This is a genomic window from Acinetobacter sp. CY79 (assembly GCF_059515845.1).
Window position 1 is genome coordinate 84,360 of the sequence record NZ_JCAKMY010000011.1, and the last position, 24,421, is coordinate 108,780.

At 38.2% G+C, this 24,421-nt stretch carries 21 protein-coding genes; 14 read left to right on the forward strand and 7 right to left on the reverse strand.

The window, feature by feature from the left end; translation table 11 throughout:
• Positions 1-47 precede the first annotated feature (47 nt).
• Complete coding sequence (gene yccS, locus AC5YCE_RS06135) at positions 48-2,207, reverse strand: YccS family putative transporter (protein WP_496124602.1); 2,160 nt, start codon at positions 2,205-2,207, stop codon at positions 48-50.
• 160 nt (positions 2,208-2,367) lie between these two features.
• Between yccS and AC5YCE_RS06140 the strand changes: the two genes are divergently transcribed.
• Complete coding sequence (locus tag AC5YCE_RS06140; RefSeq protein WP_496171415.1) at positions 2,368-3,579, forward strand: multidrug effflux MFS transporter; 1,212 nt, start codon at positions 2,368-2,370, stop codon at positions 3,577-3,579.
• 163 nt (positions 3,580-3,742) lie between these two features.
• Here AC5YCE_RS06140 and AC5YCE_RS06145 read toward each other — a convergent pair whose 3' ends face one another.
• Positions 3,743-4,447 carry a nitroreductase gene (locus AC5YCE_RS06145; RefSeq protein WP_496171416.1) on the reverse strand — a complete coding sequence of 235 codons (705 nt, stop codon included), beginning with the start codon at positions 4,445-4,447 and terminating at the stop codon, positions 3,743-3,745.
• Positions 4,448-4,825: 378 nt separating this feature from the next.
• Here AC5YCE_RS06145 and AC5YCE_RS06150 point away from each other — a divergent pair, with 378 nt between their 5' ends.
• From AC5YCE_RS06150 to AC5YCE_RS06170, 5 genes are all read left to right on the forward strand, one after another.
• A complete protein-coding gene (locus AC5YCE_RS06150) occupies positions 4,826-6,052 on the forward strand; it encodes a DcaP family trimeric outer membrane transporter (protein ID WP_496124529.1) in 1,227 nt (408 codons plus the stop codon).
• A 710-nt stretch (positions 6,053-6,762) separates the two neighbouring features.
• Positions 6,763-8,004, forward strand: a complete 1,242-nt coding sequence (gltS, locus tag AC5YCE_RS06155) for a sodium/glutamate symporter (protein ID WP_496124603.1) — start codon at positions 6,763-6,765, stop codon at positions 8,002-8,004.
• Between the two features lie 234 nt (positions 8,005-8,238).
• Positions 8,239-9,216, forward strand: coding sequence for a patatin-like phospholipase family protein (locus AC5YCE_RS06160; protein WP_496171417.1), 978 nt, complete (start codon positions 8,239-8,241; stop codon positions 9,214-9,216).
• Positions 9,217-9,425: 209 nt separating this feature from the next.
• Entirely contained in the window at positions 9,426-9,608 is a 183-nt protein-coding gene (locus AC5YCE_RS06165; RefSeq protein ID WP_496124531.1) for a hypothetical protein, read from the forward strand.
• 220 nt (positions 9,609-9,828) lie between these two features.
• Positions 9,829-10,344 (forward strand): acyl-CoA thioesterase, encoded by a 516-nt coding sequence (locus AC5YCE_RS06170; protein WP_496124532.1) that lies wholly within the window; start codon positions 9,829-9,831, stop codon positions 10,342-10,344.
• A gap of 175 nt (positions 10,345-10,519) precedes the next feature.
• Here the strand turns inward: AC5YCE_RS06170 and AC5YCE_RS06175 are convergent, their stop codons facing one another.
• Positions 10,520-10,864, reverse strand: coding sequence for a hypothetical protein (locus AC5YCE_RS06175; protein WP_496171418.1), 345 nt, complete (start codon positions 10,862-10,864; stop codon positions 10,520-10,522).
• Positions 10,865-11,354: 490 nt separating this feature from the next.
• Positions 11,355-11,603: a hypothetical protein gene (locus tag AC5YCE_RS06180; protein WP_496124534.1), complete on the reverse strand. Its 249-nt coding sequence runs from the start codon at positions 11,601-11,603 to the stop codon at positions 11,355-11,357.
• Positions 11,604-12,225: 622 nt separating this feature from the next.
• On the opposite strand from AC5YCE_RS06180, the gene AC5YCE_RS06185 reads away from it, so the two are divergent.
• The 8 genes from AC5YCE_RS06185 to sbmA all read left to right on the forward strand — a co-directional run bounded on the left by AC5YCE_RS06185 (position 12,226) and on the right by sbmA (position 21,285).
• On the forward strand, positions 12,226-13,233 hold the full coding sequence (locus AC5YCE_RS06185; protein ID WP_496171419.1) for a CobW family GTP-binding protein: 1,008 nt from the start codon (positions 12,226-12,228) through the stop codon (positions 13,231-13,233).
• A gap of 53 nt (positions 13,234-13,286) precedes the next feature.
• A complete protein-coding gene (locus AC5YCE_RS06190; RefSeq protein WP_496171420.1) occupies positions 13,287-13,817 on the forward strand; it encodes a YaeQ family protein in 531 nt (176 codons plus the stop codon).
• Positions 13,818-13,987: 170 nt separating this feature from the next.
• Complete coding sequence (locus AC5YCE_RS06195) at positions 13,988-14,326, forward strand: FKBP-type peptidyl-prolyl cis-trans isomerase (protein WP_496124537.1); 339 nt, start codon at positions 13,988-13,990, stop codon at positions 14,324-14,326.
• A 482-nt stretch (positions 14,327-14,808) separates the two neighbouring features.
• On the forward strand, positions 14,809-16,821 hold the full coding sequence (pgaB, locus tag AC5YCE_RS06200; protein WP_496171421.1) for a poly-beta-1,6-N-acetyl-D-glucosamine N-deacetylase PgaB: 2,013 nt from the start codon (positions 14,809-14,811) through the stop codon (positions 16,819-16,821).
• A 14-nt stretch (positions 16,822-16,835) separates the two neighbouring features.
• Positions 16,836-18,101 (forward strand): poly-beta-1,6-N-acetyl-D-glucosamine synthase, encoded by a 1,266-nt coding sequence (gene pgaC, locus AC5YCE_RS06205; RefSeq protein ID WP_496171422.1) that lies wholly within the window; start codon positions 16,836-16,838, stop codon positions 18,099-18,101.
• Positions 18,102-18,116: 15 nt separating this feature from the next.
• Positions 18,117-18,530 carry a poly-beta-1,6-N-acetyl-D-glucosamine biosynthesis protein PgaD gene (gene pgaD / locus AC5YCE_RS06210; RefSeq protein WP_496171423.1) on the forward strand — a complete coding sequence of 138 codons (414 nt, stop codon included), beginning with the start codon at positions 18,117-18,119 and terminating at the stop codon, positions 18,528-18,530.
• A 71-nt stretch (positions 18,531-18,601) separates the two neighbouring features.
• Entirely contained in the window at positions 18,602-19,726 is a 1,125-nt protein-coding gene (locus AC5YCE_RS06215) for an acyltransferase family protein (RefSeq protein WP_496171424.1), read from the forward strand.
• 359 nt (positions 19,727-20,085) lie between these two features.
• Positions 20,086-21,285 carry a peptide antibiotic transporter SbmA gene (gene sbmA, locus AC5YCE_RS06220; RefSeq protein ID WP_496171425.1) on the forward strand — a complete coding sequence of 400 codons (1,200 nt, stop codon included), beginning with the start codon at positions 20,086-20,088 and terminating at the stop codon, positions 21,283-21,285.
• A 614-nt stretch (positions 21,286-21,899) separates the two neighbouring features.
• Here the strand turns inward: sbmA and tnpC are convergent.
• From tnpC to AC5YCE_RS06235, 3 genes are all read right to left on the reverse strand, one after another.
• On the reverse strand, positions 21,900-23,504 hold the full coding sequence (gene tnpC, locus AC5YCE_RS06225; RefSeq protein WP_496171426.1) for an IS66 family transposase: 1,605 nt from the start codon (positions 23,502-23,504) through the stop codon (positions 21,900-21,902).
• A 74-nt stretch (positions 23,505-23,578) separates the two neighbouring features.
• Complete coding sequence (gene tnpB / locus AC5YCE_RS06230; RefSeq protein ID WP_496125721.1) at positions 23,579-23,914, reverse strand: IS66 family insertion sequence element accessory protein TnpB; 336 nt, start codon at positions 23,912-23,914, stop codon at positions 23,579-23,581.
• Entirely contained in the window at positions 23,911-24,339 is a 429-nt protein-coding gene (locus tag AC5YCE_RS06235; protein ID WP_496125720.1) for a transposase, read from the reverse strand. The genes tnpB and AC5YCE_RS06235 overlap by 4 nt, the downstream gene beginning before the upstream one ends.
• Positions 24,340-24,421 lie beyond the last annotated feature (82 nt).

Here is a 24,421-nt window from a genome sequence, read left to right on the forward strand (position 1 = left end):
ACAATCAGTGAGTATATTGTACTAATTTGCCATGCAAAAAAATCGCATTATATCGATGCTAATTCAGTCGATTGCTCATCTCGTTCATGGCTTAAATTTTGTTTTAAGCCACTCAGTTGTTGCAATATACTGAATATCAATTGAAGTTGTTGCAATACGATCAATTCTTTTGAAGCGAGTTCTTCTGTCCTATTCATACGTTTACGGATCAGTTGCTGCATATTGATAATGCTCAGTTCTGGGCGTTGATCATGCAGTAGCGCACCTTGTATATCATCTAAAGCTTGATCCAATAACTTTAATGTCTCTTGATCTTGAATCTGATCACGATGTGCACCCAAAGCTGCGATATAGCTTAAGAAAGTATGGTTTAAACATAAGAACTCAAATGCCATGGCTTTCTGTGTTGGATCGAAATCAGGTTCAGTGGCAAGAGTTGAAACCAGTGATGCAACATCGGCATCGCGATTATGCGCAGCGCGACGAACGATTCGATAATTTAAGCTGTTATTACGCCCATGTTGGTATTGTTTAATGATTTCAGACATATACTGGCATTGCGCTTCAATAGAACGTGAAATGGTGTGGGGGAGGCGACGGAATTTCCAATCAGGAAAAATATACGTCACGCCTAGCCAAGCCAGTCCACAACCAATAATCGTATCAATCATGCGAGGCAATGCGGCTTCAAAGCCTAAACCATCAAGATTAAAGTTAATTAGCGCCAGAATGGTGATAAAAGCTGTGGCTTGAGCATATTGCTTACTCCGTAGATCAAAAAATAACACACCACTAAGCACGAGTAACAACAATTGACCTTCGATTGAGGGTACAAAGTACAAAATGATGAAACCTAACACAATACCTGCCATAGTGCCTAAAATACGTAAGCGCAAACGCCGTTTGGTCGCATTAAAGTTGGGTTGACTGACGAAAAGAGCAGTCAGTAATACCCAGTAACCATATTCAATATTGGTCACCTGAACGAAGATATAACCCACCAGTAGCACGGTTGATAAACGAATCGCATGGCGGAATAAGACGGATTCAGGCGTTAAATTTTGGCGAATACGTGCCACGATGTCTTCCCAACCTTTAAGATCATCATCTTTGAGTTGGTTTTCGATATGTTTGCTTTTGTCTAACTTAATACTACGTACGGTTTCTACATTTCGTAGTTGTGCATCAATGGCTTTTAGGTTTTGAAATAAAGAATACAGCGCATTAATCCAAATCAAATCGTAATTTTGATCTTGTTTGAGTTTTTCAATGGAGAGTTTTAAGTTGCTAAAAGAGTGCTCAAAACGACTGTTGTGCACATAGAGGGTTCGATTGGCAATACTGTCACTCAGGTCTTTACAGGATTTGGCTTGTAAGCTGAGAATACGTTGAAAGCGGAATAGAATATCACTGTGCTCAAAAACTTTCGCCAAGATTTGGTAATCAATGTGCGCTGAATCTGCACGTTCATGAATGTCTTGAGCAACGAAATAATATTGTAAACTTCGACGTGTATCACTTTGACCTCGGTCACCTTTAAGTCGGGTTAATAAGGTGGTACGCATGCCGTTAAAGATTTCAACCAGCTTACCATTTTCAAGCGATAGGCTAATCATACTTTTTTGATAGCTGTTTGCTGTCATGTCTACATCAAAGAGATTTGATTTAGCAAATAAGAAGTCACCTAAAGATGAATAGCTTTTGGCAAGTTGATCTTGAACTTCGCGTGCAGGAAAAATCAAAAAACTAATGGTCGCGATGATGCCATACCAAATTGCTCCGACAACCAGTAGCAAAGGTTGCATATACCAGTCATCGAATAAATCGACACCGAGCATGGTGTATACGGAAATGACCAGACAACCATAGGAAATGGTGGCATAACGTCGACCTAAGGATCCAAGCAGAATCAAACCAATGCATGCACCAATTAAGCCAATGGCAAAGGCGATTGGATAAGGAAATAACAGTTGAACTGCTGAAGCACTAATAAAAAAACCAATATAGGTATAAATCAAGTTCATGATTCTGACCGAGAATCGGTCATCAATATCACTTAAACCTGCTGCAACCACACCCAATGTTAAGGGAATAGTCATTATTTGCTGACCCAATAAGTAGGGGATAAAGGCAGTCCCTGAAAATGCAATAATCATTCGCAGGCTATACATCATGGAAGTGTTATAGGTTGCTTTTTTAAGTTGCATCAACCAAGTATTCAAACCCCAATCCTTCTTGTTCGTGCATTTAGTTTATTGAGCACATTATAGTATGAATAATTGGTGAATATTCACTTATAACAAGCATAAAATATTTTTAGATCAGTATACACTCATCACAAAGTCATCAACAAAATGAAAATGCCAAATGACAGAAAATAGTCAACAAAAACAATATTCCATGCAATGGATTGTACTACTGGCACTCTTTACCTCTTTGGGTCCGTTGTCCATTGATATGTATTTGCCTGCATTACCTGAAATGGCAGATTATTTTGAGGTAACGACTCAGCAGATCGCCAATACTTTGCCTGCTTATTTCTTTGGACTCGCTGTCGGTCAGCTCATTTATGGGCCATTGAGTGATCGGATTGGGCGCAAGAAGCCACTTTATTTCGGCATGGCTTTATATACATTCGCGAGCTTACTCTGTGCATTCGCACCAGATGATTGGTCATTGATTGCTGCACGAGTGCTACAGGCTTTGGGTGGCTGCGTCGGTGTGGTAATGGCACGTGCTGCGATTCGAGATAAATTAGATTTAAATGCATCTGCCCAAGCCTTTGCAAATATGATGATGGTGATGGGATTAGCCCCCATTGTTGCACCACTATTAGGGGCGTTTGTCTTATATATTTTCCCATGGCAAGCGGTGTTCATCGTGCTTGCCATAATTGGTTTATTTTGTCTAATCTGTGTCCATATCTGGTTTGATGAAACATTGCCCGTGGAGCGCCGTTTAAAGCTAAATTTTAAGCAGGTGATCCTACTTTATTCTGCTATTTTTCAAGACAAAAGTTTTAGATTACCGATGTGGGCTGGATGCTTAACAGGTGCAGCTTTGTTTTGCTATATCAGCTCAGCTCCTGCAGTGTTTATGGATCAGTTCAGTATTGATCGGCAGTTGTTTGCTGTTCTGTTCGGTTTCAATGCTTTAGGAATCATTATTTTATCTTCATTGAATAAACGCTTAGCCAATAAGTTAAGTATTTATCGCCGTTTGCAGATTGGTGGCGCCATACAAGTGCTTGGATCTGCAATGTTATTTTTAGTCAGTTGGCTGAACGATCCTTCATTGGTCATCGTGATGATTGGATTATTTATGACAGTGTCAGGCATTGGTTTTACAGGGCCAAATTCGATGGCATTGGCGATGGCTAAGCAGGGGGCGCGTGCAGGGACAGCAAGTGCAATTATGGGAAGCATGCAGTTTTCGCTAGGGTTGCTGGGTGGTGTGGTTCTCAACTTCTTAACAGCTACACCGTTGATGAATATGGGGGTGCTTATGTTAATCTTCACCTGTGGTGGGCTGATTGCTGTTTTAAAATTATGTAAAATCGCACAGATGGAAAGTGCTTAAAACCAATCGCTGTTTAAGATTGAATAAAACGCTGATCTTAAAATTAGGATGGGTATTTGGTGGTTTTAAGCAGTGAGTATGAATTGAATTGTTATCACGAATTGAGTCATTCAACCTCATCCTTAGAATCGGAAGTAGCGCTTCAATACATCTAAAAAAATTGTCAATCTAAAAAAACAGTAAAATTTTCAACAGGCTCACGCGGGGTAATAAAGCTATTCACAATGTGATGAGGATCTGCATAGCCTAAAGCCATACCGCAGACCAGTTCTTCGTTTTCAGGAGCACCTAAAACATTCAGTACAATTCCATGGAAGTGATTCCATGCTACTTGAGCACAAGTATCCAAACCGCGAGCTTTGGCTGCGATCATTACATTTTGAATCAACATGGCAATATCCATCTTTGAGCCGATGCCCATGGCTTTATCTAAAGTAAAGAAAAGACCGACTGGTGCATCAAAGAGTTGAAAATTTCGCAACTGTTGAGCTGCCATTTTCTCTTTATCTCCCTTTTGGATATTCAGCAAGCCATACAAACCCCAACCATTGGCACGACGACGATCAATATAAGGTGAGATCCACGTTTCGGGATAATAAGCGAATGATTCAGTATGGTGCTTTTTGAGTTCAGGTTTTTGAAAGACCGCAACTTGGGCAGCACATACATTTTGAATAAGTTCAGCACGCTTATTTCCTGTAACCACATAAACCTTCCATGGTTGAGTATTGGTTCCAGAGGGTGCTCTTGAAGCCACCTTTAAAATATCTTTAATGGTTTGGATTGGGACTTGTTTATCAAGAAAAGCACGAATAGATTGTCGTTTGGTAATAGCGTCATCAACATATTTAATCTGTTCTTGATTCATATAAATATTTCCTTATTGGTTTGTTATTCTTGAATAATTTACTATATAGACTATGGTCTAATGCGACTAAATTTTGTGCATAAAGCTTGAATTAACATACAGATATATCAAGTTATTTGAAATGATAATCATAAAATATGCTTGAGTTTATGGTCTGATTTGACAAAAGTTATTTGAAAATTGTGAAGAACTTGTTAGATTAGGTCATGTGTTGATACACATTATGTTACTTATAATTTTTACTTTTATTACTTATCGGTTTAATGCAGAGTAGTGCGTTGGTTTGATAGATTATTGTTGCCTGGGATAAACATTTTAAGTGTTTGTGATCAAGAATAATCAAATGCACGGATGCACATTAAAACATTGGAGAACCAAATGAGTCGCACTTTTTTTAAACAAGGTTTAGCTATTGCAGTAACAACTGTAATGATGGGTTCTGTACATGCAGCGACAGAAAAAGAAGAAATCCAACAATTACGTCAAGAAATTGAAGCGCTAAAAGCTTTGGTTAACCAACAGCAACAAGTTCAACAAAGACAACAAGTCACATTAGCTGAAGTTGCATCTCAACCTGCTGCAACAGTAATTAAAGCGAAAACTAAAGCAGGTGCTGATGTTACTGTATATGGTTTTGTTCGTGGAGATGCGAATTATATCATTGAAGGTGCTAATAACGATTTTAACTCAGTACATACGAGTAAAGAAGATGCGCAAGATAAATTACGCGCTACTGCTAAAACAACACGTATTGGACTTGATTTTAAAACCAACGTAGAAGGTGCAGATGTTGGTGGTAAAATTGAAGCTGACTTTGCAGGCGGTGATGGCGAACAGTTTCGTGTACGTCACGCGTATTTAACGCTCAACAATTGGTTATTTGGTCAAACAACATCTAATTTCTTGTCGAATCATGCACCTGAGATGATTGATTTTGGTACTAACGTAGGCGGTGGTACGACTCGTATTCCCCAAGTGCGTTATGCACATAAACTTGCACCACAAACTCAATTACTTGTTTCAGCAGAAGAAGGTAATTCTTCTGGCACGAATTTAAAATATAGCTTGCCAAATTTAACAGCAAAAGTGACTCAAGGTTTTGCAGAAGGAAAAGGTTCTGCTTCTGCACGTGCTTTAATCGAACATTATAAAGCTGAATCTGCTGATGACGCGATTGGTTTTGGTGTAGCCGCTGGTGCAAACTACCAGGTTTCTGACCCTCTTAAAGTGTCTGCAGATGTTTCATATGTTAAAGGCAATAGTAACTATCTATATGGCTCTAATTCGGCATATGTAATTGATGATAATAATGATATCGAGCAAAACGAAGCGATTGGTGTACAATTGGGTGGAACCTATAAAATTTCACCTAAATTACGTACAACTCTAGCTTACGGTGCGGTATTTGCAGATGATGGCACAGAATATGCGTCATTAAACACATCAGCAAATGAGAAGGTTCAACAAGCTTGGGCGAACTTAATTTATACACCTGTTAAACCAATCGATCTTGGTGTTGAATACGTCAATGGTAAACGTGAAACATTTGCTGGACAGTCATTTAAGGACAATCGTGTTGGCTTAATGGCTAAATACAACTTCTAATTGATTAAATACATAGAAATTAAGACCGAGGTTTATACCTCGGTTTTTTTATTATTTAACCCGAATCGCGGATAAGGATTTTTCTTTAAAACCATAAGCTAAATGTAATTTTATGATTAGTTTTTAGTGTTATCAGACCAAAGCATAGACTTTTTTATGCTCAAAATGATGGATAAGTCTCAAGATGAATGATCTCATTTCCTTAAGCAGGATTCGGGTTATTTAGATATGAGTTTTTATTATTTAAAAGAGTAGGTATAAGACTAAAGTCGATAAAAAATATGGCTAATTAATAAACGAAAGTAAAGACATTTATAAAAAAAAGTGCATAATCACCGCCTAGTATTCGAAATGCTCGCCTCTCGTATTTCAAAACTTTGATTCTAAAGTCTAAGGTTAAGGGATGTTCAGAGGAATCAATGTATCCAATTTGGATTATTATTAGGCAGGCTTGCGATTTTATTTTTAAACTTGTTTGTTTTAATGTCTGTATGTTTTTTATTAACATAATTGAATCTAAGTCATATCCGCAATTAAGATAAGGTCAACAACGATGGTGTCTATAATCGTTTTGATCATGGAATAGGTTTGACTTTTAGGTATTCTCAAGTTAAATCTTTTGGAAATTGGATATCGTTTGAATCATCTTGCTAATTAAAAAAATAAGCATGACATTAAAAATTTCACGTTGTATTTGATGAGTATTAATGATGGAAATAACTTTTAACGCTTTTTACACGCTCATTGCAGCGGTAATCGTCTTATTACTTGGTCGTTTCCTAGTAAATAATATCAATTTTCTAAAAAAATATAATATTCCTGAGCCTGTTGCTGGTGGTTTGGTCGCAGCTGTTGCTTCTTTAATTGTGCATAATCTGTGGGGATATAGCATCACCACTAGTTCAGTATTACAAACAAGTTTCATGTTGATCTTCTTTGCTTCGATTGGTCTTAGCGCTAACTTCGCAAAGCTTAAAGAAGGCGGTATGGGATTAGTCATTTTCTTAGTTTGTGTTGCATCTTTTATCATTGTGCAAAATGCTGTTGGTATCAGTTTAGCGACTTTACTTGGAATTGACCCTTTAATCGGTTTAATTGCTGGTTCAATTACGTTAACTGGTGGTCATGGTACAGCGGGTGCTTGGGGAGAAATTCTTGAAGTTGAGCACGGCATTCAAGGTGCGCTAGCATTAGGTATGGCGAGTGCGACATTCGGCTTAATCATCGGTGGTATTATTGGTGGTCCATTAGCTAAACTTTTAATCAATAAATACAAAATCACCACCCCAGGAACTGTTGGACAAACTGATTTAAATAATGATCCTTCGACGTCTTTAAATGAGCAAACCGAATTTGTAGCCTTTGAAAATCGCAATCAAGTTCGTCTTATTACAGCTGATAATGCGATTACGACTTTAGGTCTATTTGCAGCATGTTTAGCATTTGCTGAGTTCATGACAGGTTTTAGTAAAGGGACTTGGTTTGAATTACCAACTTTCGTATGGGCATTGGCTGGTGGTGTGATTTTACGTAACATTCTTGAGAGCGTTCTTAAGGTTACAATTTTCGATCGTGCTATTGATGTATTTGGTAATGCCTCATTATCTTTATATTTAGCGATGGCATTATTATCTTTAAAGCTATGGCAATTAGCTGATCTTGCTGGTCCATTAGTTGTAATCTTGGGTGCACAAACTTTAACTATGGCACTTTATGCTGCATTTGTGACTTTCCGCGTAATGGGTAGAAATTACGATGCTTCAGTGCTTGCTGCAGGTCATTGTGGTTTTGGTATGGGAGCTACTCCTACTGCTGTTGCAAATATGCAAGCCATCACCAATATGTATGGTCCATCGCATAAGGCATTCTTGATTGTTCCTCTATGTGGAGCATTTTTCGTAGATATTATTAATGCTACAGTGATTCAAATGATCCTTAAATTCTTTAGCTAATTTGATTGATTTATTGATTTTAATGAGCCCTATTTCGATAGGGCTTTTTTGATTTAAGGGATGTAAGTTTTGATGATTTAACGCAGTCTGTGAGACTAAAACAAGAAAGCATAAAATGAGACTTAAATCTCCACATTTAAGACATCAATGTCGAATTGTCATAAATAATTCATACAAAGTTTATCGCAATGTTATGCTTTGATAGACTCGATCATCTATTGCTTTTGTTTACATATGAAGTTTTTAACATTAATGGCGTTGTTCACAAGTTTTGCTTTGGTTGCATGCCAACCAAATAATATAAAGCCTAGTCAACGATCGACTCAACTGCTTCAGCAAAATGTAAGCACAGAAGCAAGGTCAGACTTGGACTACAACATTTTTAAAAACAAAAAAAATACAAAGCCTGTCATTGCATTAGTGTTAGGAAGTGGTGGTGCACGTGGCTATGCTCATATTGGTGTGATTGAAGTATTAGAAAAAAATGGAATTCACCCAGATTTTATTGTAGGTACAAGTGCAGGGAGCATTGCAGGTTCAATCTATGCCAGTGGTAAAACAGCTCAACAGTTGAGAGATATCGCTTTAAATCTGCAAGTGAATGACGTACGAGAGTTTAATATTGGACTTCAAGGATTCTTTGATGGATCGAAAGTCGAAAGTTACGTTAATGAACAAGTGGATCAAAAGCTGTTGGAAGATATGAAAATTCCTATGTATGTCGTTGCAACAGAACTTAAACACGGCAATAAAGTGATCTTTAATAAGGGGAGTGCTGGTCAGGCAGTGCGTGCTTCTATTTCAATCCCAAGTATGTTCGTTCCAGTCAATATATCAGGTCGAGATTATGTAGATGGTGGATTGGTGAGTCCTGTACCTGTTAATGTCGCACGAGATTTAGGTGCTGATATTATTATCGCCGTCGATATCTTGGCTCAACCCATTCACACTGAAACGAGTAATGTATGGGGTATGTTTAACCAAAATATAAATATTATGCAAAATCGACTTGCTGCAGAAGAACTCAAAAATGCAGATATCATCATACAACCCGACCTACGTGAAAAAATCCATATTTTTGATGTCAAGGGACGTGAAACGACCATACAAGCTGGGGCAGTAGCTACGGAGCAAAAGTTAAATCGCATCGAGGTTCTAGTGCAATCAAAAAAAGCTGAAAAAGCACAACAATTTTCCGTGCAAGTAGAATAATTTAGAAAGTATTCCTTATTTTATTCTTTTAAAGAAGGATTAAATATAATCAGAATGATCCTTATTGAGTATTGTTTGATAACTATTATCTCTTAGTAAATCATCGTTTTAAATTTACTTATCGGTCAATTTTAATATAATAGGCATGATCCGAAATAATAATTTATGTTTGGCACTTTAAGATAAAATATAATTAATAGAGGAAATTCATGTCTTTATTTTCAGTTGGGCAAAAGGTTCAGTTATCAAATAAGCCTGATATGGTATTTGTTATTGTAGAGATTAACGCTGATCAAACGTATCAAATTCAATATGATTGCTCGCTTCAAGAAGCACTCCATTTCAATAATATCTCTGCTGAAATGATGAGACTCGTTGAAAGCGATAGCTAATGTCATCAACAACTTTATCTTGCTAAGTTTCAAAGGATTCGTTCAATATCCAGTTTTTTGATGTTCAAAGCCGTTTTAAAATTGATCGCTATTAATTTAAAGATTAATTTTACAAATCAACGATTTTGCACAATTTTAAACGTTGAATTAAACAAAGTTTGTGCAAAATAAAGATATAATAGAAATATATCTTTTCACGTCATTTATTGGTTCAAAATATATGTCTTCACTCGATCAAACTATGCCTCTAACAGATGATCAATCCGAATTAACGATGTCTGTTTTGATGACTCCAGATATGGCCAACTTTTCTGGAAATGTGCATGGTGGAACCATTTTAAAGCTACTTGATCAAGTGGCTTATGCATGTGCCAGTCGTTATTCAGGTTCGTATGTGGTGACTTTATCTGTAGATAAAGTGAATTTTAAAGAGCCTATTCATGTCGGTGAGTTAGTCACATTTCTTGCAAGCGTCAATCATGTTGGTCGTACATCAATGGAAATTGGTATCCGAGTTGAAGCACAAAACATTCAAAAACGAACAGTTCGACATACCAATAGTTGCTACTTTACGATGGTTGCAGTCGATGAACATGGAAAGCCGAAACAGATTCCAAGTTTAAATTTAGATAATGATTGGAAGCGTTGCCGCTTTGAAGCAGCAGAACATCGAAAAATCGCACGTTTGAGTGAAAATCACCACCCTTCATGTAGCATTTATAAAAAATCAGTTTAAATTTCAATTGATGCTGATAACAATAAAAAAGATCTCGACAGAGATCTTTTTTATAGCTCAAATTTTAGCTTTTAACTGAACACATTTACTTTTATAAAGGCTATAAAACACAGCAGTCAATGCTTTTTAGACTTTAATTTGGAGCGGTGTCCATTGATTTTCAAGAATCAATATCTTATTGAACTTTAGCCAAAGTATGACCATCAATAATCATAAACCAATTGCCTTGTTGATCTTGTTTGGGAGGCTGATTGACTTTGAATGCTGTGGTTAATGGCCCTATACCTGCATCGAAGTTATCACCATTGAAGGATTTGATCGGTGCTGATACAGAAGAGCTTTTACCAGGTTGTTTATTACTATATTCAACACGACCTTCTGGTGTAATCGTAATATTGACACGGCTATCAGCACTGGTCCAAGTACCAGCGTAAGCAACTTTATCGGCAGGTAACGGTTTAGCACAGCCAACAAGTGAAATGGCAAGTAAACCACTAAGGGCTAAATTTTTAAGTTTCATTATTATTGTCTCTACAACAAAAAAAAGAATAAATTAAACGCAAAAGTGTGATGTAGTTGGCTTTATATTTTATTGGATGAAAAAAGTCTAGGCTGGTTTCCAATTCACTACAAACACACAGGTTAATGTTTCAAAAACTCTGTTGCAAATTTTTTGAATAGTTGGTTTAAAGATTTTACTCGTAAATGTAATATTAATAAGGATTTAAATATAATTTTTATTTTTAAATTCAGATAAAATTTGCAACTTAAATCAAAAAATAACGATTCACTTTCGATGGTGAAGGCCAGAAATAAAAAAGAGATAGGGTTAAAAAACGCTATCTCTTTATAAGTGAGTACAGAATAAATTTACTTTTAAATATTCATCCTTGAATGATCCGAATAAAGGCTAGTCTCAATAGAAGAATTGAAAATCAGCCTCATATAGATCAATATTCCATATTATTGATGCGCCAAGTGGATTGACGCTTTAATCGATTTACTTAACCTTATTGAGCAGGTTGTGTAGTCGAAGGGCTAACTGTTGGCTCTTCAGCAGCAATATCTGTAGTAGGTTGTGCAGAAGATGGGCTTGCTGCAGGTGCTTCAGAGTTCACTGGATTTTCTTGAGATGACGCAATCACAATGCTTTCGTTCTCTTTATCTTTATCCTTAGCGTCCTCTTTTACTGTTGCTGCAAAAGTAGAGAACGCAGTGAAAGCTAATGTCGTTGCAAGTAAAGTTTTAACTAATTTCATGGTGGCATCCTTATTCATTTAATCATAACGTGTTGAACTTAGGCGTGCATATCATCGTATACACAGGTTCACACTGAAGTGTTAAAAAATTATCAATGTGCTCGCTGTAGCAATCGGCTAACACAAATTGAAGTAACGAAAATCATGCTAAGCCCATAATTCAATCAGGGCAATGAAATCAACAAAGCGTAACACTACGAGTAACAACAGCCTTACAAAGCCTGCATTTTTGTTTTTCTTTTGTTCATAAAATCGCTATTTAAGGGCTTAAAAATGTATGAAAATATGAATTATTGTTTAATATTTGATCGATATTTTTACTTAGAATGAACACTTTGTTTTTAAATAGTGAATATTCAAAATTGAAGTTATGAATAATTTCCTCTTAATTAATTTATTTTTTAGATATATAAAACGAAACTTACAACTGAAATAATATCAATAAATCTTTGTAAATGCTTCATTAAATCAGTGGGTTGATATCATTTAATTCGCCGTTTATTGATTGGATTATTCTAATACTTGTATTTCCTCATCTAAAGTTAAACAATAATTACTTATGCAATGCATCTTTATATTTAATTCCTATCTATTGTCTACATCGTGATTATTCGAGATTATTTTGAAACTGATTCATCAAACTCAAGTTAAAACCCATATCATTTCTGGATTCCTCGGTGCAGGTAAAACGACACTGTTGCAACAATTGTTGGCTCAAAAGCCTGAAGGTGAAACTTGGGCTGTACTCATGAATGAGTTTGGTCAAATTGGTGTGGATCAACAATTATTGCCTCAATCTGAAGGCTATCAAGTCAAAGAATTACTTGGCGGTTGTCTGTGTTGTACCAGCCAATTGCCGATGCAAATTGCATTATCAAGACTCATCCAAGAATCGAAGCCTGATCGGTTGTTTATAGAGCCAACAGGATTAGGGCATCCTACTCAGCTTTTAGAACAATTAACTGAACCGCATTGGCAAGGTTTAATTGATATGCGTGCCTTGATCACGGTTATCGATGGTTCACGTCTGCATGATGCTGAATGGACGCAACAACATCTTTATCAAGATCAGTTAAAGGTCGCACAAATCGTGGTGATTTCTCATGCCAACCAAATGAATGATGTGGATGAAATAGCATTAATTAAATTACAAGATGAATATGTGGCATATGTACAGCAGTGGCTCAAAGTAGATTTAGGTCATGTAGACCTACAAAAAATTGATATCACCTTCAATGGGATTCAACGCAAAATTCAGCCCTTGATCCAAATTCAACGTAGTGTTCCAGAAGGCAAAGTTTTAGCAGAAATCAAACAGCTTCCTTATCATTATGTAGAAACTGCACAGGGCTATACTGTAGCAGGTTGGAAATTTTCGAAGCGTTGGCAATTTGATTTTTATGATCTTTTGGATGTTTTATGCGACCAAAAAGACTGGATCAGAATTAAGGGAATTTTTAATACCAATCAAGATTGGATGACTTTTAACTTTAACCCTGACCAGTTGAATTATAAGTCAGGTGAAGAAAATATCGATAATCGTATTGAAGTGATTACCCAATATGATCGAGATTGGGTTGAGCTTGAAACTGCTATTTTAACTTGCCGTATCGATTCTGCTGAAAAATAAAAGTAATTTTAGCCAAAATCTTATATGCTAGCGCCAAATTTGAGGACTCTTTTATGGCGCTTAAAGCTACAATTTATAAGGCAGATTTGAATATTGCCAATATGGATCTTCACCAATACGGTGACTATCAACTGACAATGGCATTACATCCTTCTGAAACGATTGAACGCTTAATGGTGCGTGTCTTGGCTTATGCACGTTTTGCTCATGAACGTTTAGAGTTCACCAAAGATTTATTTGAAACGGATGAACCTGCACTTTGGCAAAAAGACCTGACAGGTCAATTGGAAAGGTGGATTGAAGTCGGCGCACCAGATGAAGATAAAGTCAAGAAAGCCAGTGCACGTTGTAAAGAAGTCGCTGTCATGACGTATGGTTCAAGTGTGGATGAATGGTATAAACGCAACAGCAAACTGAAAACCATGAAAAATGTCCGAGTTTGGCAGTTAAGTGAAAAGACCACTGCTCAAATCCAAGACTTATGTCAGCGTACGATGCAACTTCAACTCAATGTCATGGATGGTGAATGGACATTGATTGGTGATAATGCACAAGCTGAAATTGAGTGGACTCAGTTGCAATAACACTGAATCAACGAATTCAAAAGGATGCTGAATGAGCATCCTTTTTCATTGTGGAATTTTGCAATAGAACTTTTAAAAGTTCAGATCGTATTTTTGCAATGATTCAATATAGAAGTCCTTTAAAACGTTTATAATGCCCGTATTGAAAAAATTGATTTTGGATATTTGAAATGACTGCTGAATTAGAAGTGATTGATCTGGTTGTAGGTGAAGGTAAAGAAGCGGTGAAAGGTGCTTTGATTACGACACATTACACAGGTTGGTTAGAAGATGGCACTAAATTCGATTCTTCACTCGACCGTGGCAATTACTTTGAAACGGTGATTGGTACTGGTCGTGTAATTAAAGGTTGGGATCAAGGCATTATCGGTATGAAAGTGGGGGGGAAGCGTAAACTCATCGTACCTGCTCACTTGGCTTATGGCGAACGCAAAATGGGCAATATCATCCCGGCTAACTCGAACTTAATTTTTGAAATTGAATTATATGACGTTAAAACGCGTGATTAATGATTGATAGGTGAGTCATTTTAAAGACTGATCTATTGATGAAAAGCTCTCAAGTTTGAGGGCTTTTTTAATATTGGTTTAATGCTAAAGGTACTTAGTGATCGTCGTGATCATGATGAAAGGGTTCATATCACATGTTGAGTGTTGATGAAGTGTTTTAGAATTTTAGATGTCTTGTGAGAGTGCTTGTATTTTAGTCAGAAACAGTAAAATAATAGCGGAAATTTTCGATTAATGAAGGATTTAGACTGATTAAAGCTACATTTATTCACAGAAGAAATACTGGAATAGTGTTTAAATGCCCAACTTATTTTGGTCATAGTTTTATTTAAGTTTGTTTTCTTACTTCTCTCTGTTTCTTCAAAGCCATTTTAGCTTTTGATTTTCTTAATTTTTATTCAGATAATTGAGTTATCCGTGTTTATAATTGAATGATCAAATGAGCTTTTGCAATCCATGTAAATGGCAATAGGGTTAATGTTATGACATCTCGTATTTTTTCTCTGACTGCCATGATTGCAATATCGTGTTTAAGTGCCTTCTCGACATCGTCTGTGCTGGCAAAAGGAAAGAATCCTGACAAACTTCAGAGTGATGATTTAAAACAGTTAACTGTTTTGTCCTATCATGAAGTGACTCAAAATAAAAATAGTCTTATACCGAATTACGCAGTAACTGCCACACAATTTAAATCGCATTTAGATTGGTTGTCTAAAAATGGCTATCATTTTGTCAGTGTTGATCAGGTTATCGCTGCGCAGTCTGGACAGAAAAAACTGGGTCAGAAATCAGTGTTACTGACTTTTGATGATGGTTATGCATCTTTCTACGATACTGTTTTTCCGATTTTAGAACAGCGAAAGATTCCTGCGCTTTTATCAATTGTGGGGGCATGGTTAGAGCCAACGGGTCAGCAAAAAGTCAAGTTTGGTGATGAAGCTGTTGCTCGTGAACGAATGCTGAGTTGGACACAGCTACAACAACTTCAGAAAAGTGGTTTGGTTGAAATTGGAAGTCATAGCTATGATTTACATCATGGTATTTTAGGCAATCCACAGGGCAATACTCAGCCAGCCGCAACCACTCGATTATATGATCGTGCGACGCGTAGCTATGAATCAGACCGTCAGTATACACAACGTATTCAACAGGATTTGATTAAAAATAATCAATTATTTAAAAAGTATGGACTGAAAGCTCCGCGGGCAATGGTTTGGCCTTATGGTCGCTATAACCAAAAAACGGTTGAATTGGCACAACAAGCAGGGATGCCATTGAGTTTAACGCTGGATGATTTGGGTGGTCATAAGCATCAGTTAAAAGGGCAGTTGAACCGAATTTTAATTCAAAATGACACGACACCTAGTGATTTAGAAAAAGAAATTCATGCTCGCCAACAACAGTGGACTGATCATCATCGCCCGCAAAAAGTAATGCATGTTGATTTAGATTATATTTACGATCCTGATCCGAAACAGCAAGAGCGAAACTTAGGTATGCTGTTGGATCGTATAGAAGCGATGAATGTCAACACGGTCTATTTACAAGCTTTCTCTGATCCTGATGGCAATGGTTCAGCAGATTTGGTTTATTTCCCAAATCGTTTTATTCCCATGCGCGAAGACTTATTTAACCGTGTGAGTTGGCAGATTCAAACGCGTACTCAAGTCAGTCGTGTTTATGCATGGATGCCCGTTTATGCATGGGAATTACCCAAAACTAATCCAGTTTCTAAGAATATTGTCAAAACGCAGCACACAGCGAAGGGCAAGCACTTAAATATGGGCTATCACCGTTTAAGCCCGTACTCGAAACCTGCTCAGATGATGATTAAAGGGATTTATCAAGACTTGGCAAAATCCTCTTCATTTAATGGCGTGATTTTCCATGATGATGCGACCATGTCGGATTATGAAGATGCCAGTCACGACGCACTCAAAGCCTATCAAAAAGCGGGCCTACCTGCGAACTTGGCAGATATCCGTGCGGATGATAAAAAACTACAAAAGTGGACTGCTTTTAAGACACAAACCATTGATGATTTTTCAATGGAGTTGGCAGAAGAAATTCGTTATTACCAACCGTTCCTCATGACGGCGCGAAATATGTATGCTCAAGTGGCATTATCTGCTTATGCTGAAAATTGGTATGCGCAGTCTTTAGAACGCTCACTTGATCACTATGATTTCACTGCGATTATGGCGATGCCTTATATGGAACAGGTTGAAGATAAAGAGAAGTTTTTTAGAGACTTGGTCAGCCGTGTGTCAAAATATCCAAATGGTTTGAAAAAAACGGTCTTTGAAATTCAGGCAGTGGATTGGAGAAACAACAAAAAAGTGTCATCCGAAGAAATGGCAGAGACCTTTAAGGCACTTTATCAACAAGGTGCATTGCATGTTGGGTATTATCCAGACAACCCGTTCGATGATCATCCTAACCCAAAAATACTGAAAGCGGTATTTGATACCAAACCTGCTGGTTTGATCCCTTAAGGCAACCTTGATACATGCACACATTTCAAAATCTTTGGCAGTCGATATTGAACTTCATCTTCTATTATCCATTGTTTATGTCGTATCTTTGGATGATCGGAGCGTTGATTTTTTGTATTCGTGAGCGTAAAGAGCCTGCTTTTGATTTGCCTCCATCGCTTCAGGATTATCCTTTGGTTGCGGTATTGGTGCCTTGTTTTAATGAGGGAGACAACGCAGAAGAAACCATTGGGCAAGCCTTAAAATTGAAGTATCCGAATTTTGAAGTGATCGCCATTAATGATGGCAGTTCGGATCATACAGGTGCTGTGTTAGATCGTATGAGCGTGCGCTTTCAAAATCTGCGAGTCGTTCATTTGGCCGAAAACCAGGGCAAGGCCATGGCACTACAAGCAGGCAGTTTGGTGACTGAAGCGGAATATTTATTGGGGATAGATGGTGATGCTTTACTGGATCCACATGCAGCTCAGTGGATGATTCGTCATTTTCAACATCATCCAACAGTGGCTGCTGTGACGGGAAATCCGCGCATTCGCAATCGATCTACTTTACTTGGTCGTGTGCAAGTGGGTGAATTCTCATCGATTATTGGTATGATCAAACGTGCGCAACGGACATTTGGACGACTCTTTACGGTATCGGGGGCAATTACCGCTTTTCGTAAAAGTGCAGTACATGAAGTGGGTTACTGGTCACCCAATATGCTGACAGAAGACATCGATATTTCATGGAAACTGCAACGTGCAGGGTGGGATATTGAGTTTGAACCGAATGCCATTGTTTGGGTGCTGATGCCTGAAACGATTACGGGATTATGGAAACAACGCCTGCGCTGGGCAATGGGTGGGGCACAAGTCCTCACTAAAAACATAGATGTGCTGTTTAAACCGAAATTGAATTTTTTATGGCCATTGTTACTCGAAATGAGCTTGACCTTGGTTTGGTCTTATCTGATGTTATTTTTGGTGATTCTGTGGATTCTCAGTTGGTTATTGCCAGCCGTTGGGTTTCCAGAGGTTAGTTCACCATTTTTGCCGTATGGCACAGGGATTTTTATCGGGGCGACGTGTTTATTCCAGTTTGCAATTAGCATGTGGATGGACAGTCGATATGAAAAAGGGCTAGCAAAAAACTATTTTTGGATGATTTGGTATCCATTCCTGTTTTGGATGATTACCGTATCAGCCACGATTGTCGCGATGCCTAAAGTGTTATTACGCAAAGATCACACACGTGCACGTTGGGTCAGTCCCGACCGTGGTGTTCGTAATGACAGCTAATTGAAGAGATGCATTGTGAATATTCATTCCATCATTATTGATATCCGAGATCAGTTGCCTTGGCAACAACGATGCTTGAGCACCACGACCACAGTGTTGCTTTGGGCAGGATGGTTATTATTATGGCAACCCTTGATGGTTTCATTGGGGGTGTTTGATCAGCATAATCATCAACTGGTCAATCAAATCATGCATGTGTTTTGGAGTGTACTTGAAAATGGTTTTGTGGCCATTTTGGCATGTGCTTTGATGCTGTGGTTATGGAGTAACTTTATTCCAGCCAAGTCAATCAAATACGTTCAAGTCAAAGGGATTACGGATTATGCAGAACATTTTGAACTGTCAGCCGAACAAATTCATCGCTCACGTCAGCAGAAAATTGTGACGGTATATCATGATGAATCTGGCCAGATTGTTCGGATTGAATAATTTAAATTCACCTTGTCAGATGTAAATATTCAAATCATCATTATTCAAAATAGATAGGAAAATTTAGCTTTATGGTCAAACTTAATTCGGCTGAAAGCATTCGAGGATTAGCATGCTTGGCTGTGGTATTTTCCCATTTAAGTCTAAGTTTTTTTCCATTTTTGCATCATTTTAATCCTGCTGAAGTTTCAACGTCTACATGGCAATCCTTTATTCATCATTCTCCATTTGCATTTTGGTACTCAGGCACAGCAGCCGTATTTCTTTTTTTTGTGCTGAGTGGCTTTGTATTGTCTTACGCTATTTTAAGAAAGCCTGAACAAGCTGAAGCAAAAATCAAAAGTATGGTGATCAAGCGCTATCCACGTTTGGCTATACCTGCTGTCATCTCGTGTTTGATCATTTGGGCAGTATTTCAAACTATTCATGTTGACAGTAGTCAAATGAATGGTTGGTTTCAGACGTATGTCATGCAGGATATTAGTTTAAAGCTTGCCCTCTATGAAGGAACGATCGGTTCATTTATCTTTGCTGAAAGCTCAGTCAATTGGGTGCTGTGGACAATGCACATCGAATTGATTGGATCTTTGGTCTTATTTCTACTGCTCTACGTTTATCAGTTCAGTCGGGTGACATTTTTTATTGGATCGATCCTTTTACCATTGTTGGCATGGTACTTAAAAGGTGAAGGTTTTTTTCTCGGTATCAGTAGTTTTGTCATTGGTCTCTATTATTATTTATATGGCAAGCAACTCAGCTTAACGTGTGCTATAGCATTGTTAATCAGTGGTTTATATTTGGCTGGTGCACATAATCATAGTGCTTCCTATCAATGGCTTTATGCATTTTTAGGTGAGCGGACTTATGATTACTGCAATTTTTTTGCAGGTGTGCTGATTGTCTATAGCATTCTGATGAGTCCAAAACTTTCCCAGATTTTAGATCAAAAGATTTTGGTATGGTTGGGGAAGCTTTCATTCTCTATTTACCTACTCCACTTGATCATACTGTATGTTGTCGGTGTGCCTATTTTTAATTATTTATTAGGTCTCGGTCTTCAATATACAACCTCAGCGATAATAGCTTCGGGGATTTTTATCCTGATCACACTATGGATCTCAGCATATTACAGTCATTGGGTTGATCAATTGGCCATTCAAACCAGTCAAAAGCTTTCTGATCTAGTTTTAAAGTAAAAAGTTTATAGGCACGATGTTTAAGTCATCTGATTTTGAAGTGATTTGATGGTGAAGTATCTAGTACTTAAAGCGTTTGATTTGAGTCATCGTGAGCTGATGTGTTTCGATCATTAGTTTTAAGAGAATGAGTTGATTGTGCATGCCTCAATTCATTGCAATCGACTCGGTTTGAACTGAAGTTTGCATTGAAGTGAAAAGACTTAGATTAGAGTTAGATGTTGAATTCTAAATACAGAAAGTAGAATAAAAGCAAACACCAATAACAAATTATTTCTAAAAAAATGAGACGATTCAAGTTTTTAGGATTAGTATTCAAAAAATAGTATTCATAACAAAATTAAGGATAACGAAAGTCGATGTTTAAGTCTTTTTTTCCACATCCAAAATGGTTTTTTAGCTCATTAGTATTGTGGTTTATTATCAATGTTGGACTCTGGAACTTTGCTGGGGGTAGCAGCTGGGGAAGCTATTTTGGCTTTGCACAAGGCTATGCTGATGCGGAACTGGTTATTGGAATCAGTCGATTTTGGTCACCAGCTTTCCTGTGGTTTTATCTCTGGTTCTTCGTAGCAACGTTACTGTTTGCATTGTTCTGGAAATGGAAATCCAATAACCCTTGGCAGTTATGGTCAGTGTGGGGTTCAGCATTTATTCTGTTTAATATTTGGTTAAGTGTTCAAGTCAGTGTTGCGGTCAATGCTTGGTATGTTCCTTTTTGGGATGCTATTCAGAAGATCTTAAATACTGGTGGTGGCGATGTAAGCATGCTTTATGCTGAATCCACTACATTTATTACACTTGCAGCTATTTCGGTAATGAGTGGAGTAATAAGCGCATTTTTTACTAGTCATTATATTTTTAGATGGCGTACTGCAATGAATGAATACTATGTAACGCATTGGGATAAATTAAGACATATTGAAGGTGCATCACAACGTGTACAAGAAGATACTATGCGTTTTGCAACGATTGTCGAAGATTTAGGAGTCGAACTTGTTCGTGCTATTCTAATGTTAATTGCATTTTTACCTTTGTTGTTTACATTATCAAGTAAAGTACCAGTTCTTCCTATTATTGGGGAGTTACAATATTCACTGGTATGGGCCGCGATTGGGTGGGCTGTTTTTGGTACCTTATTATTGATGTTGGTTGGTATAAAGCTACCAGGTCTTGAATTCAATAACCAAAAAGTGGAAGCGGCGTATCGCAAGGAATTGGTCTATGGCGAAGATCATAGTGATCGAGCTGAGCCTGCGACATTAAAAGAGTTATTTAAAAATATTCGATCAAATTATTTTAAATTATATTTTCATTATGCCTATTTTAATTTGTTTGCTCGTTGGTACGGACAGTTAGACGTATTGTTTAGCTTATTTGTTTTATTTCCTGCTATCGCAGCAGGTTTATTAACCTTAGGTTTAATTCAACAAATAATGGGTGTTTTTAATAGAGTGCGTGAGTCTTTCCAATATTTAGTTTCATCATGGAAAACAATCATTGAGTTATTATCAATTCGCAAACGTCTAAAAGCATTTGAATCAATTTTAGAGGATTGATTGTTAGATCATAAGACTCTTCATAATCCATATGAAACATGCATTATGAAGAGTTTAGTATAGGGTTAGTCGTTTTAGGCGAATATCCGTATTAGAAACAGGAAAATTCCTTTGAGCACTAACCCAATAATTCTCAATAAGCTCATCAATATGAGTTCAAAGAAAATTTGATAGCACAGATATTGAATACATTTGAAAAGAATTACTATGCAGTGATAAAGCACATACAGTGGAAAGATAAGGACCTTAATACTGTGCTGGATCAGTGGATTAAGTCTAATTCCCCATAACTCTTCAGGAATAATCTCGTGGGAGCGTCAGAAAAAAACATCATAAAGGGCATAGAGCCACCAAATAATGAACCAAATCGTTGTTGCTAACAGTTCCATTTCCATTAATTAATGACCTTTATTTTTATTTAAAGCGTTTGAGTTTATATTCTTAAATGCTGATTAAACTTCATTAAATAGATAAGCAATCGCTCTAAATGGCAGTAGAATCACAGATAAGATTAATCGAATCAAGATTCCAAAGAACAAACGGATTACCATATGGAAGAATAAATAGCCTAAGCATTCAAATGGTAAACATCCGCTGAACCCCATTGCTATGTTTTAACGGGGTTCAGGTTTCCAGCGGTGTGGCAGTAATTCTTCTATTTGAGTCACTTTATGTGTCGGCAACCTTTTCAGCACATCACTTAAATAGGCATACGGATCCAGCCCATTCAGTTTTGCTGACTGGATTAAAGTCATGATATTTGCCGCTCGCTGACCACTGCGCAGCGAACCTGCAAATAACCAGTTCTTACGCCCCAAAGCCCAAGGCCGCATTTGATTCTCTGCCCAATTATTGCAAATAGGTAGATTGCCATCATCCAGATAACGGCTTAAGGCTTCCCAACGTTTTAGGCTGTAATTGATGGCTTTAGCAGTTGCAGAGCTTAAGGGTACTGCAAGTTGATGTTGTGTCAGCCATTCATACAGTTGCTGCATAACAGCTTGACTATACTGTTGCCGGTACTTATAGCGTTGTTCTGCTGTACCGTCGGTATTTTTTCTTATTTCAGCCTCTATCGCATAGAGCTTCTGAATCAAGAACAAAGCCTGTTCTGCAATCTGACTTTTTCCAGTCACATGCAACTCATGGAATTTACGACGTGCATGCGCCATGCAGCCCACCTCAATGACCTGACCTGATCTAAAGCGTGCTTTGTAGCCACTGTAATCATCACAGACCAGATGACCCTGCCAGCCTTTCAGGAACTCTTCAGCATGCTGACCTGAACGGCTATCCTGAAAGTCATAAATCACGGCTTGAATTGGATTATATTGAGTTGTTGCATAAGCCCAGACATAACCTTTCTTCGGTTTTTTATCTTTATCATCCATCCGCATGATGGTGACAGGTGTTTCATCTGCATGAATCACCGCTTGCTGTAGGATCACCTTCCTTAATGCATCGGTTAGGCCTTCTAACTCTACACCACAGCGACCTATCCAGTCAGATAAGGTTGATCTGGACAGATCAACACCTGCGCGTAGAAAGATTTGACGTTGACGGTACAGTGGTAAATGATCGGCATATTTAGACACCAGTACATGGCTAAGCAGTTCAGGTGCAGCGATTCCTTTCTCAATCACATAGGCCGGCATTGCTTGTTGGGTCAGTGTGTCACATTGATCACACACCCATTTGCCACGCACATGCTGTTCCTTATAGAACTGTGCCGGTCTGAAATTCAGTTTTTCACTGATATCTTCGCCAATACGACGCAAGGTGCAGCCACAAGCACATTGGGTTGATGCAGGTTCATGCTCAATACGGAGGGTTGGCAGGTGATCTGGCAGTGGTCGACGTTTAGGTTTGTTGACTGGGGCTTTCTGCGCAGCTGCATTGGTTTTATCTGCATTCAGCCGTTCCAGTTCCAGATCAACCGCAGCAATATCTTCTTCGACCGCTTCGTCCCATAGATGGATTTGTTTTGCGCTTAGATGTTCGTTTTTACTGCCGAATTTATGCTGTTTAAATAGCGCAAGCTCATGCTCGTATTTTTGATTAAGAATGGAAAGATGTTGATTCGTGACTTCAAGATGTTGAACTTTGGCATCTAATTGTTGTTTATCTTCTGCGAGTTGTTGATGCTGCAGCGCCAACTGCCGGGTAAATTCCAGCAGTTGTTCATGGGTCAGTTGGCTTAAATCAGGCAGCGTATTCATGACCGCAGTATGGCTGAGATCATGAATATGTGTAAATAAAACGTTTGGAGAATAGCAGAATGGATGAGCTTGGTTTAGAGCATATTCACCACCTGCTGTAAGCCGATTCTCTGCCAGGGCAGACCCTGAATTAACGCCTGTAACTGTTCCGGGCTGATCGCCACGGTTTCACCCTGGTGAACCTGAGCCCAGTGAAATTTGCCCTGTTCCAACCGCCGGGCACACAGCCAGATGCCCAGTCCATCATGCACCAGTACTTTCATGCGATGGCCACGTTTATTACAGAACAGGTAGGCGCAGTGTGGTTTGATATAGCCAAATGCTCTCAGCACCTGAGCCATGGCAGTATCCATACCTGCACGCATATCCATCGGCTGGGTAGCAAGCCAGATTTCATCGATACGGATCATTTGATCAAGCCCTGAATTAAAGGCAGTAATTCCTTTGCCGATTCCACCGGCCAGTCGATCTCGATCATCTGATCCCGTGCGGAACCTTGTTCCTTATGCAATGGAATCCTGATATGAGCGACAGCATTCTTCTCTGGCACAGGTGGCGGAGGTGCTTCTTGTCTGACTGGAGTCGGGTGAAGAATGATGGGAAGAAAGTCGGTCTGTGGACTGGATGGGCTTTTTAATGCAGGGGGCATTGATCTGGACTGGCGAATCCATTTATGCAGCAGATTGGCATTGATCTGATGTTGCATTGCAACCTTAGCTACTGACGTATCTGGCTGCTGGCAAAGCTCGACCAGGTACTGTTTAAACTCAGCTGCGAAGATTCTGCGGGTTCTTTCTGTCGTTTGTTCAGTGTCTATAAAAGTGTCTAAGGCCATAAACATAATGTCCATTTAATAAATAATGGACACTATCGGGATATTGAGCAAATAAGAAAAGTGGGGTTCAGCGGACGCTTAC

Coding starts and splice junctions, on each gene's coding strand:
- AC5YCE_RS06195 (WP_496124537.1), top strand. CDS start 13,988: ATGACTGCTGAATTAGAAGTGATTGATCTGGTTGTAGGTGAAGGTAAA.
- AC5YCE_RS06165 (WP_496124531.1), top strand. CDS start 9,426: ATGTCTTTATTTTCAGTTGGGCAAAAGGTTCAGTTATCAAATAAGCCT.
- yccS (WP_496124602.1), bottom strand. CDS start 2,207: ATGCAACTTAAAAAAGCAACCTATAACACTTCCATGATGTATAGCCTG.
- AC5YCE_RS06170 (WP_496124532.1), top strand. CDS start 9,829: ATGTCTTCACTCGATCAAACTATGCCTCTAACAGATGATCAATCCGAA.
- AC5YCE_RS06190 (WP_496171420.1), top strand. CDS start 13,287: ATGGCGCTTAAAGCTACAATTTATAAGGCAGATTTGAATATTGCCAAT.
- AC5YCE_RS06150 (WP_496124529.1), top strand. CDS start 4,826: ATGAGTCGCACTTTTTTTAAACAAGGTTTAGCTATTGCAGTAACAACT.
- tnpC (WP_496171426.1), bottom strand. CDS start 23,504: ATGAATACGCTGCCTGATTTAAGCCAACTGACCCATGAACAACTGCTG.
- tnpB (WP_496125721.1), bottom strand. CDS start 23,914: ATGATCCGTATCGATGAAATCTGGCTTGCTACCCAGCCGATGGATATG.
- AC5YCE_RS06180 (WP_496124534.1), bottom strand. CDS start 11,603: ATGAAATTAGTTAAAACTTTACTTGCAACGACATTAGCTTTCACTGCG.
- AC5YCE_RS06215 (WP_496171424.1), top strand. CDS start 18,602: ATGGTCAAACTTAATTCGGCTGAAAGCATTCGAGGATTAGCATGCTTG.
- AC5YCE_RS06235 (WP_496125720.1), bottom strand. CDS start 24,339: ATGGCCTTAGACACTTTTATAGACACTGAACAAACGACAGAAAGAACC.
- AC5YCE_RS06145 (WP_496171416.1), bottom strand. CDS start 4,447: ATGAATCAAGAACAGATTAAATATGTTGATGACGCTATTACCAAACGA.
- AC5YCE_RS06175 (WP_496171418.1), bottom strand. CDS start 10,864: ATGAAACTTAAAAATTTAGCCCTTAGTGGTTTACTTGCCATTTCACTT.
- gltS (WP_496124603.1), top strand. CDS start 6,763: ATGGAAATAACTTTTAACGCTTTTTACACGCTCATTGCAGCGGTAATC.
- pgaB (WP_496171421.1), top strand. CDS start 14,809: ATGACATCTCGTATTTTTTCTCTGACTGCCATGATTGCAATATCGTGT.
- AC5YCE_RS06140 (WP_496171415.1), top strand. CDS start 2,368: ATGACAGAAAATAGTCAACAAAAACAATATTCCATGCAATGGATTGTA.
- sbmA (WP_496171425.1), top strand. CDS start 20,086: ATGTTTAAGTCTTTTTTTCCACATCCAAAATGGTTTTTTAGCTCATTA.
- pgaC (WP_496171422.1), top strand. CDS start 16,836: ATGCACACATTTCAAAATCTTTGGCAGTCGATATTGAACTTCATCTTC.
- AC5YCE_RS06160 (WP_496171417.1), top strand. CDS start 8,239: ATGAAGTTTTTAACATTAATGGCGTTGTTCACAAGTTTTGCTTTGGTT.